Origin of the sequence: Pseudomonas sp. G34, from assembly GCF_031119625.1 — a bacterium.
Lineage (GTDB): Bacteria > Pseudomonadota > Gammaproteobacteria > Pseudomonadales > Pseudomonadaceae > Aquipseudomonas.
Window position 1 is genome coordinate 256886 of record NZ_JAVHZV010000029.1, and the last position, 15017, is coordinate 271902.

Below are 15017 nucleotides of genomic sequence, written 5' to 3' on the forward strand. Positions count from 1 at the left end.
TTCGTAACGAGGGTCTGCATGGGCAGTTTGGCTGTATCGAGTGAGCAGGCTTTCCACAATCTCTACCGAGAACACCGCAACTGGCTCGAGCAATGGCTGAGCCGGCGCATGGGTAACGGCTGGGATGCTGCCGACCTTAGCCAGGATGCCTTCATGCGTGTGCTGGCTGGGTCCCAGTCGATCAGTGAGCTGCAGGAGCCGCGTGCCTACCTGAAAACCATCGGCAAGCGCCTGCTGATCAACCTCTACAAGCGTCGCAGCCTGGAACAGGCGTATGTGGATGCGCTGGCGCAGCTACCGCAAGCCTGCGCGCCGTCACCGGAAGAGCGCTGGCTGGTGCTGGAAACCTTGCAGGCCCTGGACGAGCTGCTCGACGGGCTGCCCCATGTGGTGCGTCGAGCGTTCCTGCTCAGCCAGCTCGAAGGGCTCGGCTACCGGGACATCGCCGAGCGCCTCGGGGTCTCCGAGCGCAGCGTCAAACGCTACATGGTGCAGGCTTACGAGCACTGTCTGCTGGTCGAGCTGTGCTGAACCGCGAAATCAGCGACGACACCCGCCGGGTCGCCCGTGCGGCGGCGCGCTGGTTGGCGTTGCTCGAGTCTGGCCAGGCCAGTGAGCGCGACCACCTGGCCCTGCAGCGTTGGCGCGATGTGCATGCCAGCCACGAACAGGCCTGGCAGAAGATCCAGGCCCTGCGCTCGCGCTTTGGCGGGTTGCCGGCCGAACTGGCGATGGCCAGCCTCGACCGCCCTGACCAGGGCCGGCGACGGATGCTCAAAGGCATGTTGGGGTTTGCCGCGTTGGCACCCGCTGCCTGGCTGGTCAGCCGCGAACTGCCTATCGATGCCTGGCGCGCCGATCTGGCAACCCGTGTCGGTGAGCGGCAACGGCTGACCCTGGCCGACGGCAGCGTGCTGGATATCAATACCGATTCTGCGCTGAACCTCGACGCGGCGGCGCGTCGCCTGACCCTGTTGCGCGGCGAGGTGGCCCTGAAGGTCGCTGGCAGCGCTCCGTTCGTTATCGAGACCAGCCAGGGCAGGGCGACGCTGGGGGCGGGTGAGGTCTGTGTGCGTCAGCAAGGCGGTAGCTGCCAGTTCTCGGTGCTGGGTGGTTCGCTGCAATTGCAGGCAAGTGCTTACCAGACGCAGGTTCTGCAGGCGGGGCAGCGGGTCACGCTGCGCGCTGGGCGCATCCAGTCCACCCAGAGTTTCGATACCGCAGCGTTTGGCTGGCGTGACGGTGTGCTGATGGCCAATGACCAGTTGCTGGGCGATTTCCTGCGTGAACTCGACCGCTACCGCCCCGGCATTCTACGTTGGTCACCAGCCCTGGAAAGCCTGCGGGTGACCGGCAGTTTCCGCCTGGCCGATACCGACCAGATCCTCGATCTGCTGGCCGCCAGCCTGCCTGTCGAGGTGCACAAACGCACCCGTTACTGGGTCACCTTGGTGCCGCGCGAAAAAACTGCCTGAGGGCTGTCCCTTTTTTCTCACTCGCCTGTCATGGGAGGTAGTGAATTAAAAAGAGAGCGTCCGCCATGCCACCCCTGACACGTAATCGGCCTCGTCTGGTGTCTTCGATTTCCTACTCCACCGTCTGCCTGAGCCTGATGCTCGGCCTGGGCAGCATCGCGCCCCTGGGCGCTGATGCACAAACCGTCGAGCGCAGCTACAGCGTGCCGAGCAGCAGCCTCGGCGAGGCCCTGAGCCGCTTCGCCAGCCAGGCCGGCGTGAGCCTGTCAGTGGACCCGACATTGGTCAGCGGCCGCAGCAGCCAGGGGCTGTCCGGCACCTACAGCGTCGATGAAGGTTTTGCCCGTCTGCTGCAGGGCAGCGGCCTGCGCCTGCAGCCGGTCAGCGACTCGGCCTACACCATAGCCCCGGCAGCCGACAGTGCCGAGACCCTGGAAATCGCCCCCACTGCGATCACTGGCGTGACCATGCCCTCGCAAAGCCTGGAGGGCGAGCGCTACGCCGGCGGCCAGGTGGCGCGGCGTAGCTCCCAGGGGCTGCTGGGCTCGCGGGACTTCATGGAGTCGCCGCTGAGCATGACCACCTACACCAGCGAGGCGGTGAAGAACACCCAGTCGCGGACCCTGGCCGACCTGACCGCCAGCGACCCGGCGGTGCGCTCCACCAACCCGGCGGGCGGGCGCTTCGAGCAGTTCACCATCCGCGGCTTCAGCCTGTTCAACAGCGACGTGTCCTACGGTGGGCTGTACGGGATCATGCCGACGTATTCCATCGACATGGAAATGGCCGACCGCGTCGACATCCTTCGCGGCCCGACCCAGCTGGTCAACGGCATCTCGCCACGCGGCAGCGTCGGCGGCGGTATCAACGTGGTGCCCAAGCGCGCCACCGACAAGCCGATCACCGAGTTCACCGGCAGCTACGCCTCGGACAGCCAGGTCGGCGGCGCGGTGGACGTAGGCCGTCGTTTCGGTGAGGACAACCGCTTCGGCATCCGCTTCAACGGCGTCAAGCAGTCCGGCGATACCGAGTGGGACCACCAGAAGGTCAACCGTGAAATGGCCGTGGTCGGGCTGGATTTCCGCGATGAGCGCCTGCGTCTTTCCATGGACCTGGGGCATACCGAGCGCGACACCGATGCGCCCCAGGAGCGTGTGCTGGTCGGCGCCAACGCGCCGGTGCCAAGAGCCGGTGACGTGCGCCACAACTATGCCCAGGCCTGGACGAAAGCCGAGACCAGCGACACCTTTGGTGCCCTGCGTGGCGAGTACGATATCGATGATTCGTTGATGGTTTACGGCGCGGTAGGGGCGCGCAAGAGTAATCACGACTTCCTGCGGCATAACGTGTCGATCACCAATGCCGCGGGTGACTTCACCATCCAGCCCCGTGACTTCACCCGCGACGAAGACGTACGCACCGTCAATGCGGGTGTGCGCAAGTGGTTCCAGACCGGGCCCGTCAGCCATGAGCTCAATCTGGCTGCCGATTACTTCTCCATGGACTTCGAGAATGGCGGCGGGCGTTACGCCAACCGCGCGGGCAATCTCTACAACCCGGTCACCACGCCCGAACCGACCGTTCGCACGCGGACTGACTCGAAGATCTACACCGAGAACCGCTTCAGTGGCGTTGCCCTGTCCGACACCCTGGGGTTTCTCGAGGATCGTGTGCTGCTGACCCTCGGTGCGCGCTGGCAGCGCGTGAAGGTCGATGACTGGGAGAATGGCCGCAAGGGCGAGACCGGCTACGACGAAGAGAAACTCTCGCCGTCGGCCGGTGTGCTGTTCAAGGCCACCGATCAACTGTCGCTCTATGCCAACTACATGGAAGGGCTGAGCCAGGGCAAGATCGCACCCTCGACCGCCAACAACGAAGACGAAATCTTTGCGCCTTTCATCAGCCGTCAGCTTGAGGCCGGTGCCAAGTACGACATGGGCAAGTTCGCGATTACTGCCGCAGTGTTCCGCATCAAGCAACCGGCTTACGAGACTGCGGCGCCAGTAGGTAGTCAGCTTGAGGGCACGTTCGGCCCCAATGGCAAGCGCGTCAACGATGGCATCGAGCTGAACGTGTTCGGTGAGCCCATCGAAGGCTTCCGGCTGCTCGGCGGGGTGATGTATATCGACAGCGAGCTGAGGGACACCAACAACGGTGGCGCCACCGATGGCAACCGTGCCCCGGCGACGCCCAAGTACAACGCCAACCTCGGCGCCGAGTGGGACGTGCCAACGGTGCAGGGCCTGACCCTGACCGCCCGCAGCATGTACAGCAGCTCCCAGTACCTGGACCAGGCCAATACCAAGGAGATCGACTCCTGGACCCGCTACGACCTCGGCGCGCGCTATGCCTTCCAGGTCAACGAGACCGATGTCACCTTGCGTGGCACCGTCGAGAACGTGGCCAACTCCCGGGACTGGATCTCGGCGGGCGCCTCGGATGACAGCGAGCCAGGCCTGACCCTCGCGACGCCACGCACTTTCGTGCTGTCGGCCACCCTCGGGTTCTGATGCATTGAACAGGGTCGAGCTTGCAAGCTGAAAAGACCGGGCTGATCTCCAGGCGCACGCTGATGCGCCTGTCCCTGGGCGCTCTCGCTGCCGGTGCAATGCCCCTGACCAAGGCAGGGCCCGCAACGCCGCGCGTCATCACCTTGTTCCAGGGCGCCACCGACACCGCGGTGGCGCTTGGCATCCGGCCGGCCGGGGTGGTCGATTCGTGGAGCGAGAAACCCATGTATCGCTACCTGCGCCCGGCGCTGGCCGACGTGCCCCATGTCGGCCTGGAAACCCAGCCGAGCCTGGAGGACATCGCCTTGCTCACCCCGCAGTTGATCGTCGCCTCGCGCTTTCGCCACGAGCGGGTCAAGGGGCTGCTTGAACAGCTGTGCCCGGTGGTGATGCTCGATGAGGTATTCGAATTCCGCCAAACCCTGCGGGTGATGGGCGCCGCCACGGCGCGCAGCGTCGAAGCGCAGGTGTTGCAAGACCGTTGGAATGCTCGCGTCCATGAACTGCGCGAGCGCCTGGCCGCGAAGTTCGGCGCGCGCTGGCCGCTCAGCGTGTCGCTGCTGGACGTGCGTGAAGACCACGTGCGCAGCTACCTGCCCGACAGCTTCGCCGGCAGCGTGCTGGCCGAGCTGGGCTTCGTGTGGAACCGCCAGAGCCGCGATGCCACCGGGGTGTCCATCAAGCTGCGCAGCCGGGAAAGCCTGCCGGTGGCCGACGCCGATGTGTTCTTCGTGTTCGGCCGTGCCGACAGCCCGGCGGTGCAGCGCCATTACCAGGCGATTACCCATCATCCGCTGTGGCAGCGTATGGCCGCGCCGCAAGCCGGGCAGGTGTGGTGGGTGGATGGCGTGGCCTGGATATTCTCCGGCGGCATCCTTGGCGCCAATCGTATTCTCGACGACATCGAGCGCACCCTGCTGCAGGGCGCCGGGGCATGACGGCGTGGAGCAAACTGATCGTCGCCTTGGTCGTGCTGCTGGCCTGCTGCGTGCTGAGCCTGTCTACCGGCCCCAGCTGGATCGCTCCGCACAGCGTGTTCGACGCCTTGCTGCAGGCCGATCCCGCGAACGTCGATCACTTGCTGGTCAACACCACGCGGCTGCCACGTACCCTGGTGGCGGTGGTGGTCGGCGCCAGCCTGGCGGTGGCCGGTGCGCTGATGCAGGCCATGACCCGCAACCCGCTGGCCTCGCCCGGGTTGTTCGGCATCAACGCCGGCGCGACCTTCGCGTTGATCGTCAGTTTGTCGCTGTTCTCCCTCGACTCGCCGGAGCAGTGGCTATGGAGCGCCTTCTTTGGCGCCGCCGTGGCCGGTGCCCTGGTCTGGACGGTGGGCAACAGCGGGCAGGGCGCGCTCAACCCGTTGCGCATGGTGCTCGCGGGGGCGGCGATCACCGCGCTGTTCACGGCATTCAGCCAGGCGCTGCTGGTGATCGACCAACAAGGTTTGGATACCGTGCTGTTCTGGCTGGCCGGCTCGCTCAGTGAGCGCAGCCTCGCCACCGCCTTGCCGCTGCTGATCTGTGCACTGGTAGCGCTGCTGGTGGCCTGCCTGCTCGGCGCCCAGGTCAACGTACTGAATGCCGGCGTGCAGATCGCCATCGGCCTGGGCCAGCGCACCGGCCTGATCCGCCTGCAGCTGGGCGTGCTGGTGGTGCTGCTGGCTGGCAGCGCGGTGTCACTGGCCGGCAGCATCGGTTTTATCGGCCTGATCGTGCCGCACATGGTGCGCCGCCTGGTTGGCATCGACCATCGGGTGATGCTGCCCGGTTGCGCGCTGCTCGGCGCCACGCTGCTGCTGGTTGCCGACATGCTCGCCCGGGTGCTGATCCTGCCCCAGGAAGTGCCGGTCGGGGTGATGACCGCGCTGTTCGGCGCGCCGTTCTTTATCGCTCTGGCAAGGCGCGGAGGGCGGAATGCTTGAAGTAACGGTTTTACGCTGGCGAGGATTTTCCCGCCGCATCGAGCGCAAGGGCTCGTTACCTCTGCTGCTGGCCGTGCTGTTCAGCGTGGCGGTGATGCTGCTGAGCCTGTGCCTGGGCAAGGTCATGCTTTCGCCACAACGGGTCGCCAGCGTGCTGGCGGGCGAGGGCGGTGCCGGGCTGAGCTTTATCGTCGAGCAGCTGCGTTTGCCGCGCCTGCTGCTCGGCGCGCTGATCGGCGGCGCCCTGGCGGTGTCCGGGTTGATCCTGCAGGCCGTGGTGCGCAACCCGCTGGCTTCGCCGGACCTGCTCGGCCTGTCCAGCGGCGCCAGTGCGGCGGCGGTGCTGTACCTGTCGGGCTTCGCGGCGACCTGGGGCATGGGCGGCCTGCCGCTGGCGGCAATGCTCGGCGCCGGCAGTGCTGCGCTGGCGGTCTATGGCCTGGCCTGGCAGCAGGGCACCTCACCGCTGCGGCTGGTGCTGATCGGCGTCGGCGTGTCGGCCATGCTGGCCGCGGCCACCACCTTCATGCTGGTGTTCAGCCCGCTGAGCACCACCTTGTCGGCCTACGTATGGCTGACTGGCAGCGTGTACGGCGCGGGCTGGCCAGAGGTGAAAGGGCTGGCGAGCGTGCTGCTGTGCCTGCTGCCGATGCTGATTTTGCTGTCGCGCCACGTGGTGGTTCAGCAGTTGGACGAGGGCCTGGCTCGCGGCATCGGCGTGCCGGTGCAGTGGCTGCGCGCCGCGTTGCTCGCCGTCAGTGTGGCCCTGGCCGGTTCGGCCATCGCCTGGGGCGGCGCCATGGCCTTCGTCGGGTTGATCGCCCCGCATATCGCCCGCCAGCTGATTCCCATCGGTTTCGCCGCCCAGGCCTGCATGGCGGCGCTGGTCGGCGCCAACCTGGTAATGCTCGCCGACCTGGCCGGGCGCACCCTGTTCCTGCCGCTGGACCTGCCTGCCGGCATCTTCGTCGCCGTGTTCGGCACCCCGTATTTTCTCTACCTGCTGATCAAACAGCGGCAGTGAGGACCCAGACATGACCGCCATCGCCAGCCGCAACCTGACCCTGGCCTACCAGCGCCAGACCATCATCGACAACCTCGACCTGGAGCTGCCGCGCGGCCGGGTCTCGGTGCTGATCGGCAGTAACGGCTGTGGCAAGAGCACGCTGCTGAAAGCCTTCGCGCGGTTGCTCAAGCCCCAGGCCGGCACGGTGATCCTCAATGGCGCCGACATCCAGCGCAAACCCACTGCCGCGGTGGCGCGGGAGCTGGCGATCCTGCCGCAGATGCCGGTAGCGCCGGAGGGCATCAGCGTGCGCCAGCTGGTCGCGCTGGGGCGCTACCCGTACCAGAGCTGGATGCAGCAGTGGTCGGCCGAGGACGAAGCGGTGGTGGCCCGTGCGCTGACCCGCACCGGCCTCGATGAGCTGGCCGAGCGGCCGGTCGACGCGCTCTCCGGCGGCCAGCGGCAGCGCGCCTGGATCGCCATGACCCTGGCCCAGCAAACGCCCTTGTTGTTGCTCGACGAGCCGACCACCTTTCTCGACCTGGCCCACCAGATCGAGGTGCTCGACCTGTTGCGCGAGCTCAATCGCCAGGAGGGCAAGACCATCGTCATGGTCCTGCACGACCTCAACCTGGCCTGTCGCTATGCCGATCACATGGTCGCCGTGCACCAGCGCACCGCCTATGCCCAGGGCAAGCCGGCGGACATCCTCAGCGAAGAACTGGTCAAGACGGTGTTCGACCTGGATTGCCGGATCATCCCCGACCCGTTCTTCCACACGCCGCTGTGCATTCCCTTTGGCCGGGACATTCCACGATGAGCTTCAGCGCCGCCGAGTGGGCCAGCCTTTCCAGCGCGCTGCGCCTGCGCCGCGCAAGCGAACGGGATATTGAGCGCAGCCTGCCGGCCGCCGAACTGCTCGACGCCGCCACCTGCACCAGGCTGCTGGATCAGCTTGGCCCGGTGATTCTCTCGCCGTCGCGGCGCATCACCGCCTCGCTGCTGGGCAAGCGTCAGTCTTTTCTGCTCACCGGCGCCTGCCTGTACGCGATGTCCGCCTACGACAAGGGATTGCAGCTGTCGCTGGACAACACCTTTATCGAGTACGGCCACGACGATGGCCTGTGGACCTCGGCGCTGCCGCTGCGCAGCCTGGCCGTCAGCCAGCCGCAACCCGGCGCGCGTGAGGCCTGGCGCGCGGCGCTGGCCGGTCAGCTGTTCGCCGGCTTGCTGCAGCCGCTGTGGGAGAGTTTCTACCGGCTCACCGGCGTGTCGCGACGCATCCTCTGGGAAAACACCGCGGTGCGCGTCTACTCGCTGTACGAGCGGCGCCTGGCCAAGCTCGAATGCGCCGTGACGCGCCAACGCTGCGCCGAGGACTTTCGCTGGCTGACCACCGAGGCGCCCGCAAGCCTGTTCGGCCTCGACTACAACCCGCTGCAGCACTTCAACCGGCCACTGACGCCTGTCGATGACGGCGCCCGCGCGGTGCGTTTCCGCCGCACCTGCTGCTTCTACTACCAGGCCAGCGACCCGGTGGAATACTGCTCCACCTGCCCGTTGATCCGCCCCAAGGCCCCGCGCTGACGCCAGAGGCCAATACGTTGGCACGCACGGATCGATATGCGCCGTGGTGAATTGCCGGTGTAGCACCAGCACGTCTTGGCCTGGCGGTCACTGCATGTCGCGGGCCTGTATCCACAGCACGGCGTCCTGGGACAGCGCCTTGCCCTTGTAGGTCTTGGTGCTGCCGATATCGAGTGCGGCGATGCCCCACCAGCCGGCGCGGGGCAGGCCGATGGTCACCACGCCTTCGGCATCCGAATAGGTACTCAGGGTATTGAAGGCGGGTTGCGGCGAGGTGACTTCGCCCTTCGGGTTGAAGGCGTTCCTGTCGAGCTCGACGCCATGGTTGAGGTACTCGACCTCGATCTGCGCGTAGGGGACGGGTTTGCCGTCGGCCAGCACCTGAGCGCGGAACACGCCGCCGGTCCAGTTCGCATAGGGCTTGCTGAGCGGCTTGATATCGACCGGCAGATCCTGGGCGTCTGCCCACTGGCCGGGTACACCACCGACGTTGACGATCAGCTTGGTGAACTGCTGGATGTACAGATCTTCCTCGGCCTCCAGATAGGGCTCGGGCTCCAGGACGAAAATATGATCACCCAGGGCGCGCATCATTTCCTTGGGGAGGGTGGCGCGGAAGGCGCCTGCACGGTTTTCCTGGCTTTGCCATTCAACGGGGCGCAGGTAGTGCAGCAGGTCGGTTTTCTCGCCGTTATGGGAATTGATATGGCTGAACGCCAGAGGCTTGCCCATGGCCATGGTCGGGCCGCCGTCGAACGGGTGGGTGAACACCGCCGCGACCTCCAGTTCATGGGCCTTCTGCATCGCGGTGTCGTCCACGTAAAGCAGTTGAAAATGCGCGTGGGCAAAGCTGGTGGCGCTGGCCAGGGCGGCGCAGGTCAGTGTCTGGAGCAGTCGGTGTGCAAGGATCATGGCGTTACTACCTCGTGATATCGGAAGACTGGATGGTGACGGCGTGACCGTCACCGCCGAGAAACACCACGCTGTAGTCAGCAGCGGGTGGCTTGAAGCCGTAGGTACCGTCCGCACCGATGCTGCCGTCGAGCAGCACCTTGCCGCTGGCGTCCTGTACATGCACCTTGCGACCGGCCGCCGAGCTGCCGTCGGTGAAGCCCGCTTCGCATTTCACCGCGTCGTCCTGCTCGATGTAGCAGTCGAATACCGGGCCGTGGGCAAGTGCGGCCTGGCTGAGCACGAGCGTGCCCAGCACCGCGGTTCGAACAACGGAACAGAAGCGTTTCATGGCTGTGGGGCTCCAGGGTCAGGGTTGGTGACAGAGTGCGCGGCCTGGCTCGGCGGGGCGAACGCCGCCAGCACGGCATCCAGGTCGGCGCGCACCAGCTCGTCGTAGGCTTTGCTCGGGTCGGCGAGAATGCCCGGGTTGCCGGCATCGAGAAGCAGCAGGCGTGCGCCGCCGGCTTCGATGGCCTGGGTGATGGCAGCGTCCGGCGGCCATTTGTGCACCACCACCTTGATGTCGTGCTCGCGCAGGTAACGGCTCAGGGCCTCACGGTCGGCCTGGCTCCAGTCGATGTCCTGGCGCACGAACCAGCCGTCGACGAAGATATCGAACTCGCCGAACAGGTAGATGAACTCGTCCGCCAGCGACAGCACCCGCAGGTCCGGGATCTGCGCCAGGCGCGGGCCGTAGTCGGCCTTGAGCTGGCGTAAGCGGTTTTCCAGCGCACTGAGGTTATGGGCGATTCGCGGCGCATCCTCGGGGGAAAGGCGTGCCAGGTCGGCGGCGATGATTGCCGACATGCGCATCGCGTTGACCGGGCCGAGCCAGGCATAGGGCGATGGCCCCGCGCTGTGCTGATCGTCAGCTGCAGCCCACGGCACGTCGTTGGCCGGGGCTTGGGTTACCGCCACACCCGGCTTGACCGGATCCCAGGAGCGCGATGCGTCGATCTCGACGATGCGCAGGTTGTGCCGGCGCGCGCTGGCGAACAGGGGGTCGGAGTGCCACAGGCTGCTCAGGGTGATTACCGCATCGGCCTGCTGGAACACGCCAGGATCCAGGCGCGCCAGGGCACTGGCCTGGCTTTGCATGGGCACCGCGGCGTCTGCCGGGATGCGCACGGCGGTGATGCGGGTGCCCTGGCAAAGGCTCGCGGTGAGTGCATGCAGGGCCGGCAGGGCAACCAGTACCCGTGGCGGTGCGCTGCCCGCGAACACGGCTGTTGACGCGCCCAGCAGTAGGGCCAGAAACAGCCAGCGCACTGCGCGGGGGCGCACTGAAAACACGGTCAGGCTCATACGCTGGCTCCCCTGAAACGGGCGGTACTGGCGCGGATGATGGTGGTCAGCACGAACACCAGGGCGGCGACGATCACGATCGCGCCGCCGGTGGGCACCGGGATGTAGAACTGCATGGGCACCAGGATGCCGACCACGCAGGAGAAGGTGGCGATCAACGCGGCGAGGGTGACCAGCACCGGCAAGGAGCGGCTGATGTTGCGTGCGGCTGCGGCCGGGATGAGCAGCAGGGCTTCGACCAGCACGGCGCCGATGATTTTCAGGCAGGCCACCGTTACCAGGGTGACCAGCACCACGAACAGGTATTCGACCACCCGCACCGGCACGCCGCGCGCATGGGCCAGGCTGGGGTTGAGGCTGGCCAGCAGCATCGCGTTGTACAGTGGCAGGCCGATGAGCGCGCATACCAGGGTAACGCCCAGCAGTACGTTCATGTCGGTGTGGTCGACCGCCAGAATCGAGCCGAACAGCACGCTCTCCATCACGTGGGTATTGATCTTCGCCGACACGAACAGCAGCAGCGAGGCACCGACCGCCAGGGAAATCGACAGGAACACGCCGATCAGCGTGTCGTTGGCCAGCGTGGTGCGGTGCTGGGTGTACTTGAGCGTCAGGGCGAACAGCAGGCAGAAACCGAACATCGACAGGTACGGCGAGGTGTAGGACTCGCCGACCAGCACGCCGATGGCCACGCCGGTCATCGCGGCATTGCCGACCGACTGGCTGAAGAACGCCATGCGCTTGATCATCACCATGGAGCCCAGCACGCCGAGCAGCGGGCCGATCAGCAAGGCGCAGAGCAGGGCATTGATGACGAACTCGTATTCGAACGGCTGCGGCAGCACCTGGCTGGCGGCCAGCGCCTGCAGGTGGTCGCGTATCCAGCTGTACAGATCACTCATCAGCGTCGCTCCAACTGGTCGGCAGCTTCTGGGCGGCACCGTGGAACAGCACGCGCTGGTTGAGCACGGTCACCGACTGGGCGATACGCCGCACCTGTTCGAGGTCGTGGTTGATCCACACGATGGTGACGCCGCTGGCGTGCAGTTCCTGCACCAGGTTCTCCACCAACTGCAGCCCTGGCTTGTCGATCCCGGCGGTGGGTTCATCGAGAATCAGCAGGCGCGGCAACGGCGTGATGGCCTGGGCCAGCAGCACGCGCTGGCGCTGGCCGCCAGACAGACTACCAAACGCCTTATGGCCCATGCCGGCCACGCCGGTACGCTGCAGCGCCTCGGCATTGGCCGCCCTGGCCGCCCGGCTGGAGCCCAGAAAGGCTGGCCGGCGCTGGCCGAGCAAGGCCATCACGTCATAGACGGTCATCGGTACGTTGCGGTCGAAGTCCGCCAGTTGCGGCACATAGCCCACCGGGTGGCTGGGCTCGCCATCGATGCGGATGCTGCCGGTATGCGGCATCTGCCCCAGCAGCGCACGCACCAGTGAGGTCTTGCCGCCGCCATTGGGGCCGACCAGGCAATGCAGCGCACCGGCCTCGACCTGGAAGTTCACCGCGTCCAGCACATGGCTGCCGCCCAACTTCAGGGATACGTTCGCGAACACCAGGGCGGGGCCGCGCAGGCTGTTTTGCTTGCTCATTGCTGGGTGTACTCGACGGCTTCGGCCAGGGTTTCCAGGTTTTCGCGCATGGCGACTTCGAACTCGTCGGCGCTGTAGGTGCCGCCGGTGATGTGGGACAGGGCGAATACCTTCACCCCGGTGGCCGCCTCGATGGGCTTGGCCAGGTCGAGGGAAAAGGTCTTCTCGGCGAACAGTACCCGCACCTGGGCCTTCTTGATGGCTTCGATGGTGTTGGCCAGCTGCCGCGCGGTCGGTGCTACGCCGTGGCGGGGTTCGATCACTGCACTGACGAACAGGCCGAACTCCTGCATCAGGTAGTCGTAGCCGGCGTGGGTGGTGGCGCAGCGGAAGGTGGACAGGTCCAGCCCGGCAAAGCGGCTCATGAACTGGGCACGCAGCGCGCGAATGCGCCCGGCGTAGGCCATGGCGTTGCGCCGGTAGAGGGCGGCGTTGTCCGGGTCCAGCTCGCCAAGGCGGCGGGCGATTTCGAACACCTGCTGGATCGCCGCCGTGGTAGAAACGAAGGTATGTGGGTTGACCACCTTGGCGCCGCTCTGGTCGCCGCCAACCGGGATCAGCGCGACCGAGGCATTGGCCTGGATGATCGGCAGGTTCGCGCTGCGCCCGGCCGCCTTGACGATGGCCCCGGCCCACTCGTCGTGGCCGATGCCGTTGACCACCAGGGCATCGAGGGTCATCGCGCGGGTGATGTCGGCAGGCTGCGGCTGATAGTTGTGCGGGTTGGCTGCACCCGGAATCAGCGCCACCACCTCGGCGCGGTCGCCGACGATATTGGCGACGAAACTGTAGTAGGGGTGCAGCGTCACGCCGATCTTGAGTTTCTTCGCGGCCGCCTGCGCATGGCCGGCCAGGGCCAGTGCGGGGAGCAGCACCAGCAGGGCGAGGCAGGCGCGCAGCCGTGGCCGACGTGTTGGGCAGGTAATCATGGCTGGGTTCCTTTCACACGTTCGATTTCACTGTTGCCGTCGTAGGCGATGACCTGCCGCCAGCCCTTGCTGACCAGCGATTCCGGCTTGACGATGCCGGGGTAGGGCGCGTTCGGGTCCGGGTGCACCCAGATGGTTGCCTGGTTGGCCCACATCACTCCAGCGTGGGCATGGCCGATCACCAGCAGGTAAGCGCTCTGCCCCGGCAGGTGCCCCCCCGAGCCGTAGTAAACGGCGGCGCCCTGGCCCTGGGTGGCCTGGGAAACCTGGCTGGGGCTCTGCGCCGAACTGGCGGCTTCACCGTCAGGGGTGCGCGCATGGGCCTGGTGGCTGCCCGGTAGAATCAGTTGCCAGTGCACCTCGCCGTTGCCCTTCCAGAACGCGTCACGATAGAAGGGTGGCAGGACGATCTTCTGGGCGTGCTCCAGGGTGATCCAGCCGCCGGTGTCGTTGTTGTTCCAGATGATTTCCTCACCCGCCGGCAGCAGCGCGCTGTGAATCGCCTGGTCGACCGCATTCAAACCGTCGAACGAGCGCACCTGCCAGCTCAATGCCGCGGGTGGGCCAACCTCCCGCGGGCGCAGCAGCAGGTAACCGGCTACGCAAGCGATCACCCCGAGGGTCAGCAGCACCATGGCCAGCGACTCCCAGCGCCCGGAGGCGGGGTTCACGACCCGGCCCGCGGGCGGCGCGGCATCGCGGTCGTTCAGCGGTAGGCTGGCCATCAGACGAACGCGATCCAGCGGCCGAGAAAGATCACCCCGGTCCACAATGCCAGCGAACTGAACCCGGCGATTCGCGCCTGGGTCGGCGGTGGCAGGTCGGTGTCCCACTCATGGATGCGGCGAAACGCGCCGAGGTGAAAGATCGCCATGTTCAGGCCGGCCAGGCCCAGCAGGCCCATCTTGCAGAGGAACATGGGGTTCTCGGCGTAGGTGGTGGCGTTGGCCATGAACATCAGCACGCCGGTCACCACGCACGTCACGAAGGCGGCCCAGGTAAAGGGCAGCATTTCCTTGATCAGCCGCAGCGCGCCTGGGCGGTGCGCGGCGATGCCGAGCAGGCGCAGGTCGACCACCACGATGGTGCCCAGCACCAGGGCGATGCCGATGACATGCAGCGACTCCAGGGCCGGAAAGCAGGTGTCGGACTCGCGGATCAGCGTGGCGATCGCGGTGTCCTGCAGGGTTTGCAGCAGTGATTGAATGTCCATGACGGCTACCTGAGAGCGTTGGATGAATTAGATCGAGTAGGCGATCCAGCGACCGCAGAAGATCACCACGCACCACAGCGCGATCGACAGCCAGGCCAGCACCTTGATGCCAGGGTGAATGGCATCGCTTTGCGGCCCGCCGGGAGCCGGCTTGAGCAGCGGTCGGCGGATGCTCCAGGCCACCGCGAAGGCGCCGATCACCAGGGCCATCTTCAGCCAGAAGGTGGAGTTGACCAGTACCCGGTCCGGCTCGCCGATGATCATGATCAGGCCGGTGGCCAGCAGCACCAGCAGGGCGTTGCGCATCCACGGGTAGTAGCGGGCTATCACCTCGCGGGCCGGGCGATCGACGGCCAGTACGCCGGCCAGGCGCAGGTCGGAGATCACCGCGGAGCCGAAGATCGCGGCGATGGCGACGATGTGGATGCTCTGCACGGTGGGCACCACCCAGAGCATGTCCCGGATGGAGGTGCTCAGCGATGACGCGTAGAGCCAGGCAATGAATTCCGCTGACATCG

17 protein-coding genes are annotated in these 15017 nt (G+C 66.3%); 8 read left to right on the forward strand and 9 right to left on the reverse strand.

Features of this window, described 5'->3' with window-relative positions:
- Nucleotides 1-18: 18 nt before the first annotated feature.
- From QYS36_RS19505 to QYS36_RS19540, 8 genes are all read left to right on the forward strand, one after another.
- Nucleotides 19-531, forward strand: coding sequence for a sigma-70 family RNA polymerase sigma factor (locus QYS36_RS19505; protein ID WP_308841030.1), 513 nt, complete (start codon nucleotides 19-21; stop codon nucleotides 529-531).
- Nucleotides 525-1475, forward strand: coding sequence for a FecR domain-containing protein (locus QYS36_RS19510; protein WP_308841031.1), 951 nt, complete (start codon nucleotides 525-527; stop codon nucleotides 1473-1475). Before QYS36_RS19505 ends, QYS36_RS19510 begins: the two co-directional genes overlap by 7 nt.
- 65 nt (nucleotides 1476-1540) lie before the next feature.
- A complete protein-coding gene (locus QYS36_RS19515) occupies nucleotides 1541-3985 on the forward strand; it encodes a TonB-dependent siderophore receptor (RefSeq protein WP_374990474.1) in 2445 nt (814 codons plus the stop codon).
- 20 nt (nucleotides 3986-4005) lie between these two features.
- Nucleotides 4006-4923, forward strand: a complete 918-nt coding sequence (locus tag QYS36_RS19520) for an iron-siderophore ABC transporter substrate-binding protein (RefSeq protein ID WP_308841032.1) — start codon at nucleotides 4006-4008, stop codon at nucleotides 4921-4923.
- Entirely contained in the window at nucleotides 4920-5909 is a 990-nt protein-coding gene (locus QYS36_RS19525) for an iron ABC transporter permease (protein WP_308841033.1), read from the forward strand. Before QYS36_RS19520 ends, QYS36_RS19525 begins: the two co-directional genes overlap by 4 nt.
- The gene (locus tag QYS36_RS19530; protein WP_308841034.1) at nucleotides 5902-6933 is read left to right on the forward strand and encodes an iron ABC transporter permease; all 1032 of its coding nucleotides are present in this window, start codon (nucleotides 5902-5904) and stop codon (nucleotides 6931-6933) included. Before QYS36_RS19525 ends, QYS36_RS19530 begins: the two co-directional genes overlap by 8 nt.
- Nucleotides 6934-6943: 10 nt before the next feature.
- Complete coding sequence (locus QYS36_RS19535) at nucleotides 6944-7735, forward strand: ABC transporter ATP-binding protein (protein ID WP_308841035.1); 792 nt, start codon at nucleotides 6944-6946, stop codon at nucleotides 7733-7735.
- The gene (locus tag QYS36_RS19540) at nucleotides 7732-8502 is read left to right on the forward strand and encodes an IucA/IucC family C-terminal-domain containing protein (protein ID WP_308841036.1); all 771 of its coding nucleotides are present in this window, start codon (nucleotides 7732-7734) and stop codon (nucleotides 8500-8502) included. The genes QYS36_RS19535 and QYS36_RS19540 overlap by 4 nt, the downstream gene beginning before the upstream one ends.
- An 87-nt stretch (nucleotides 8503-8589) precedes the next feature.
- Here QYS36_RS19540 and QYS36_RS19545 read toward each other — a convergent pair whose 3' ends face one another.
- Genes QYS36_RS19545 through QYS36_RS19585 form a run of 9 tightly spaced genes read right to left on the reverse strand, consistent with a single transcriptional unit; the run spans nucleotide 8590 to nucleotide 15015 of the window.
- Nucleotides 8590-9414, reverse strand: coding sequence for a DUF4198 domain-containing protein (locus tag QYS36_RS19545; RefSeq protein WP_230123560.1), 825 nt, complete (start codon nucleotides 9412-9414; stop codon nucleotides 8590-8592).
- A gap of 7 nt (nucleotides 9415-9421) precedes the next feature.
- Nucleotides 9422-9745 (reverse strand): hypothetical protein, encoded by a 324-nt coding sequence (locus QYS36_RS19550; protein WP_308841037.1) that lies wholly within the window; start codon nucleotides 9743-9745, stop codon nucleotides 9422-9424.
- Nucleotides 9742-10761 carry a metal ABC transporter solute-binding protein, Zn/Mn family gene (locus tag QYS36_RS19555; protein ID WP_308841038.1) on the reverse strand — a complete coding sequence of 340 codons (1020 nt, stop codon included), beginning with the start codon at nucleotides 10759-10761 and terminating at the stop codon, nucleotides 9742-9744. Before QYS36_RS19555 ends, QYS36_RS19550 begins: the two co-directional genes overlap by 4 nt.
- Nucleotides 10758-11663, reverse strand: coding sequence for a metal ABC transporter permease (locus QYS36_RS19560; RefSeq protein ID WP_308841039.1), 906 nt, complete (start codon nucleotides 11661-11663; stop codon nucleotides 10758-10760). Before QYS36_RS19560 ends, QYS36_RS19555 begins: the two co-directional genes overlap by 4 nt.
- Nucleotides 11656-12357, reverse strand: coding sequence for a metal ABC transporter ATP-binding protein (locus QYS36_RS19565; RefSeq protein WP_308841040.1), 702 nt, complete (start codon nucleotides 12355-12357; stop codon nucleotides 11656-11658). The genes QYS36_RS19560 and QYS36_RS19565 overlap by 8 nt, the downstream gene beginning before the upstream one ends.
- Complete coding sequence (locus QYS36_RS19570) at nucleotides 12354-13286, reverse strand: metal ABC transporter solute-binding protein, Zn/Mn family (protein WP_308841041.1); 933 nt, start codon at nucleotides 13284-13286, stop codon at nucleotides 12354-12356. The genes QYS36_RS19565 and QYS36_RS19570 overlap by 4 nt, the downstream gene beginning before the upstream one ends.
- Nucleotides 13283-14011, reverse strand: a complete 729-nt coding sequence (locus QYS36_RS19575) for a DUF6162 family protein (RefSeq protein WP_308841042.1) — start codon at nucleotides 14009-14011, stop codon at nucleotides 13283-13285. The genes QYS36_RS19570 and QYS36_RS19575 overlap by 4 nt, the downstream gene beginning before the upstream one ends.
- On the reverse strand, nucleotides 14011-14499 hold the full coding sequence (locus tag QYS36_RS19580) for a DUF6644 family protein (protein ID WP_308841043.1): 489 nt from the start codon (nucleotides 14497-14499) through the stop codon (nucleotides 14011-14013). Before QYS36_RS19580 ends, QYS36_RS19575 begins: the two co-directional genes overlap by 1 nt.
- Nucleotides 14500-14526: 27 nt before the next feature.
- A complete protein-coding gene (locus tag QYS36_RS19585) occupies nucleotides 14527-15015 on the reverse strand; it encodes a DUF6644 family protein (protein WP_308841044.1) in 489 nt (162 codons plus the stop codon).
- Nucleotides 15016-15017: the final 2 nt, after the last annotated feature.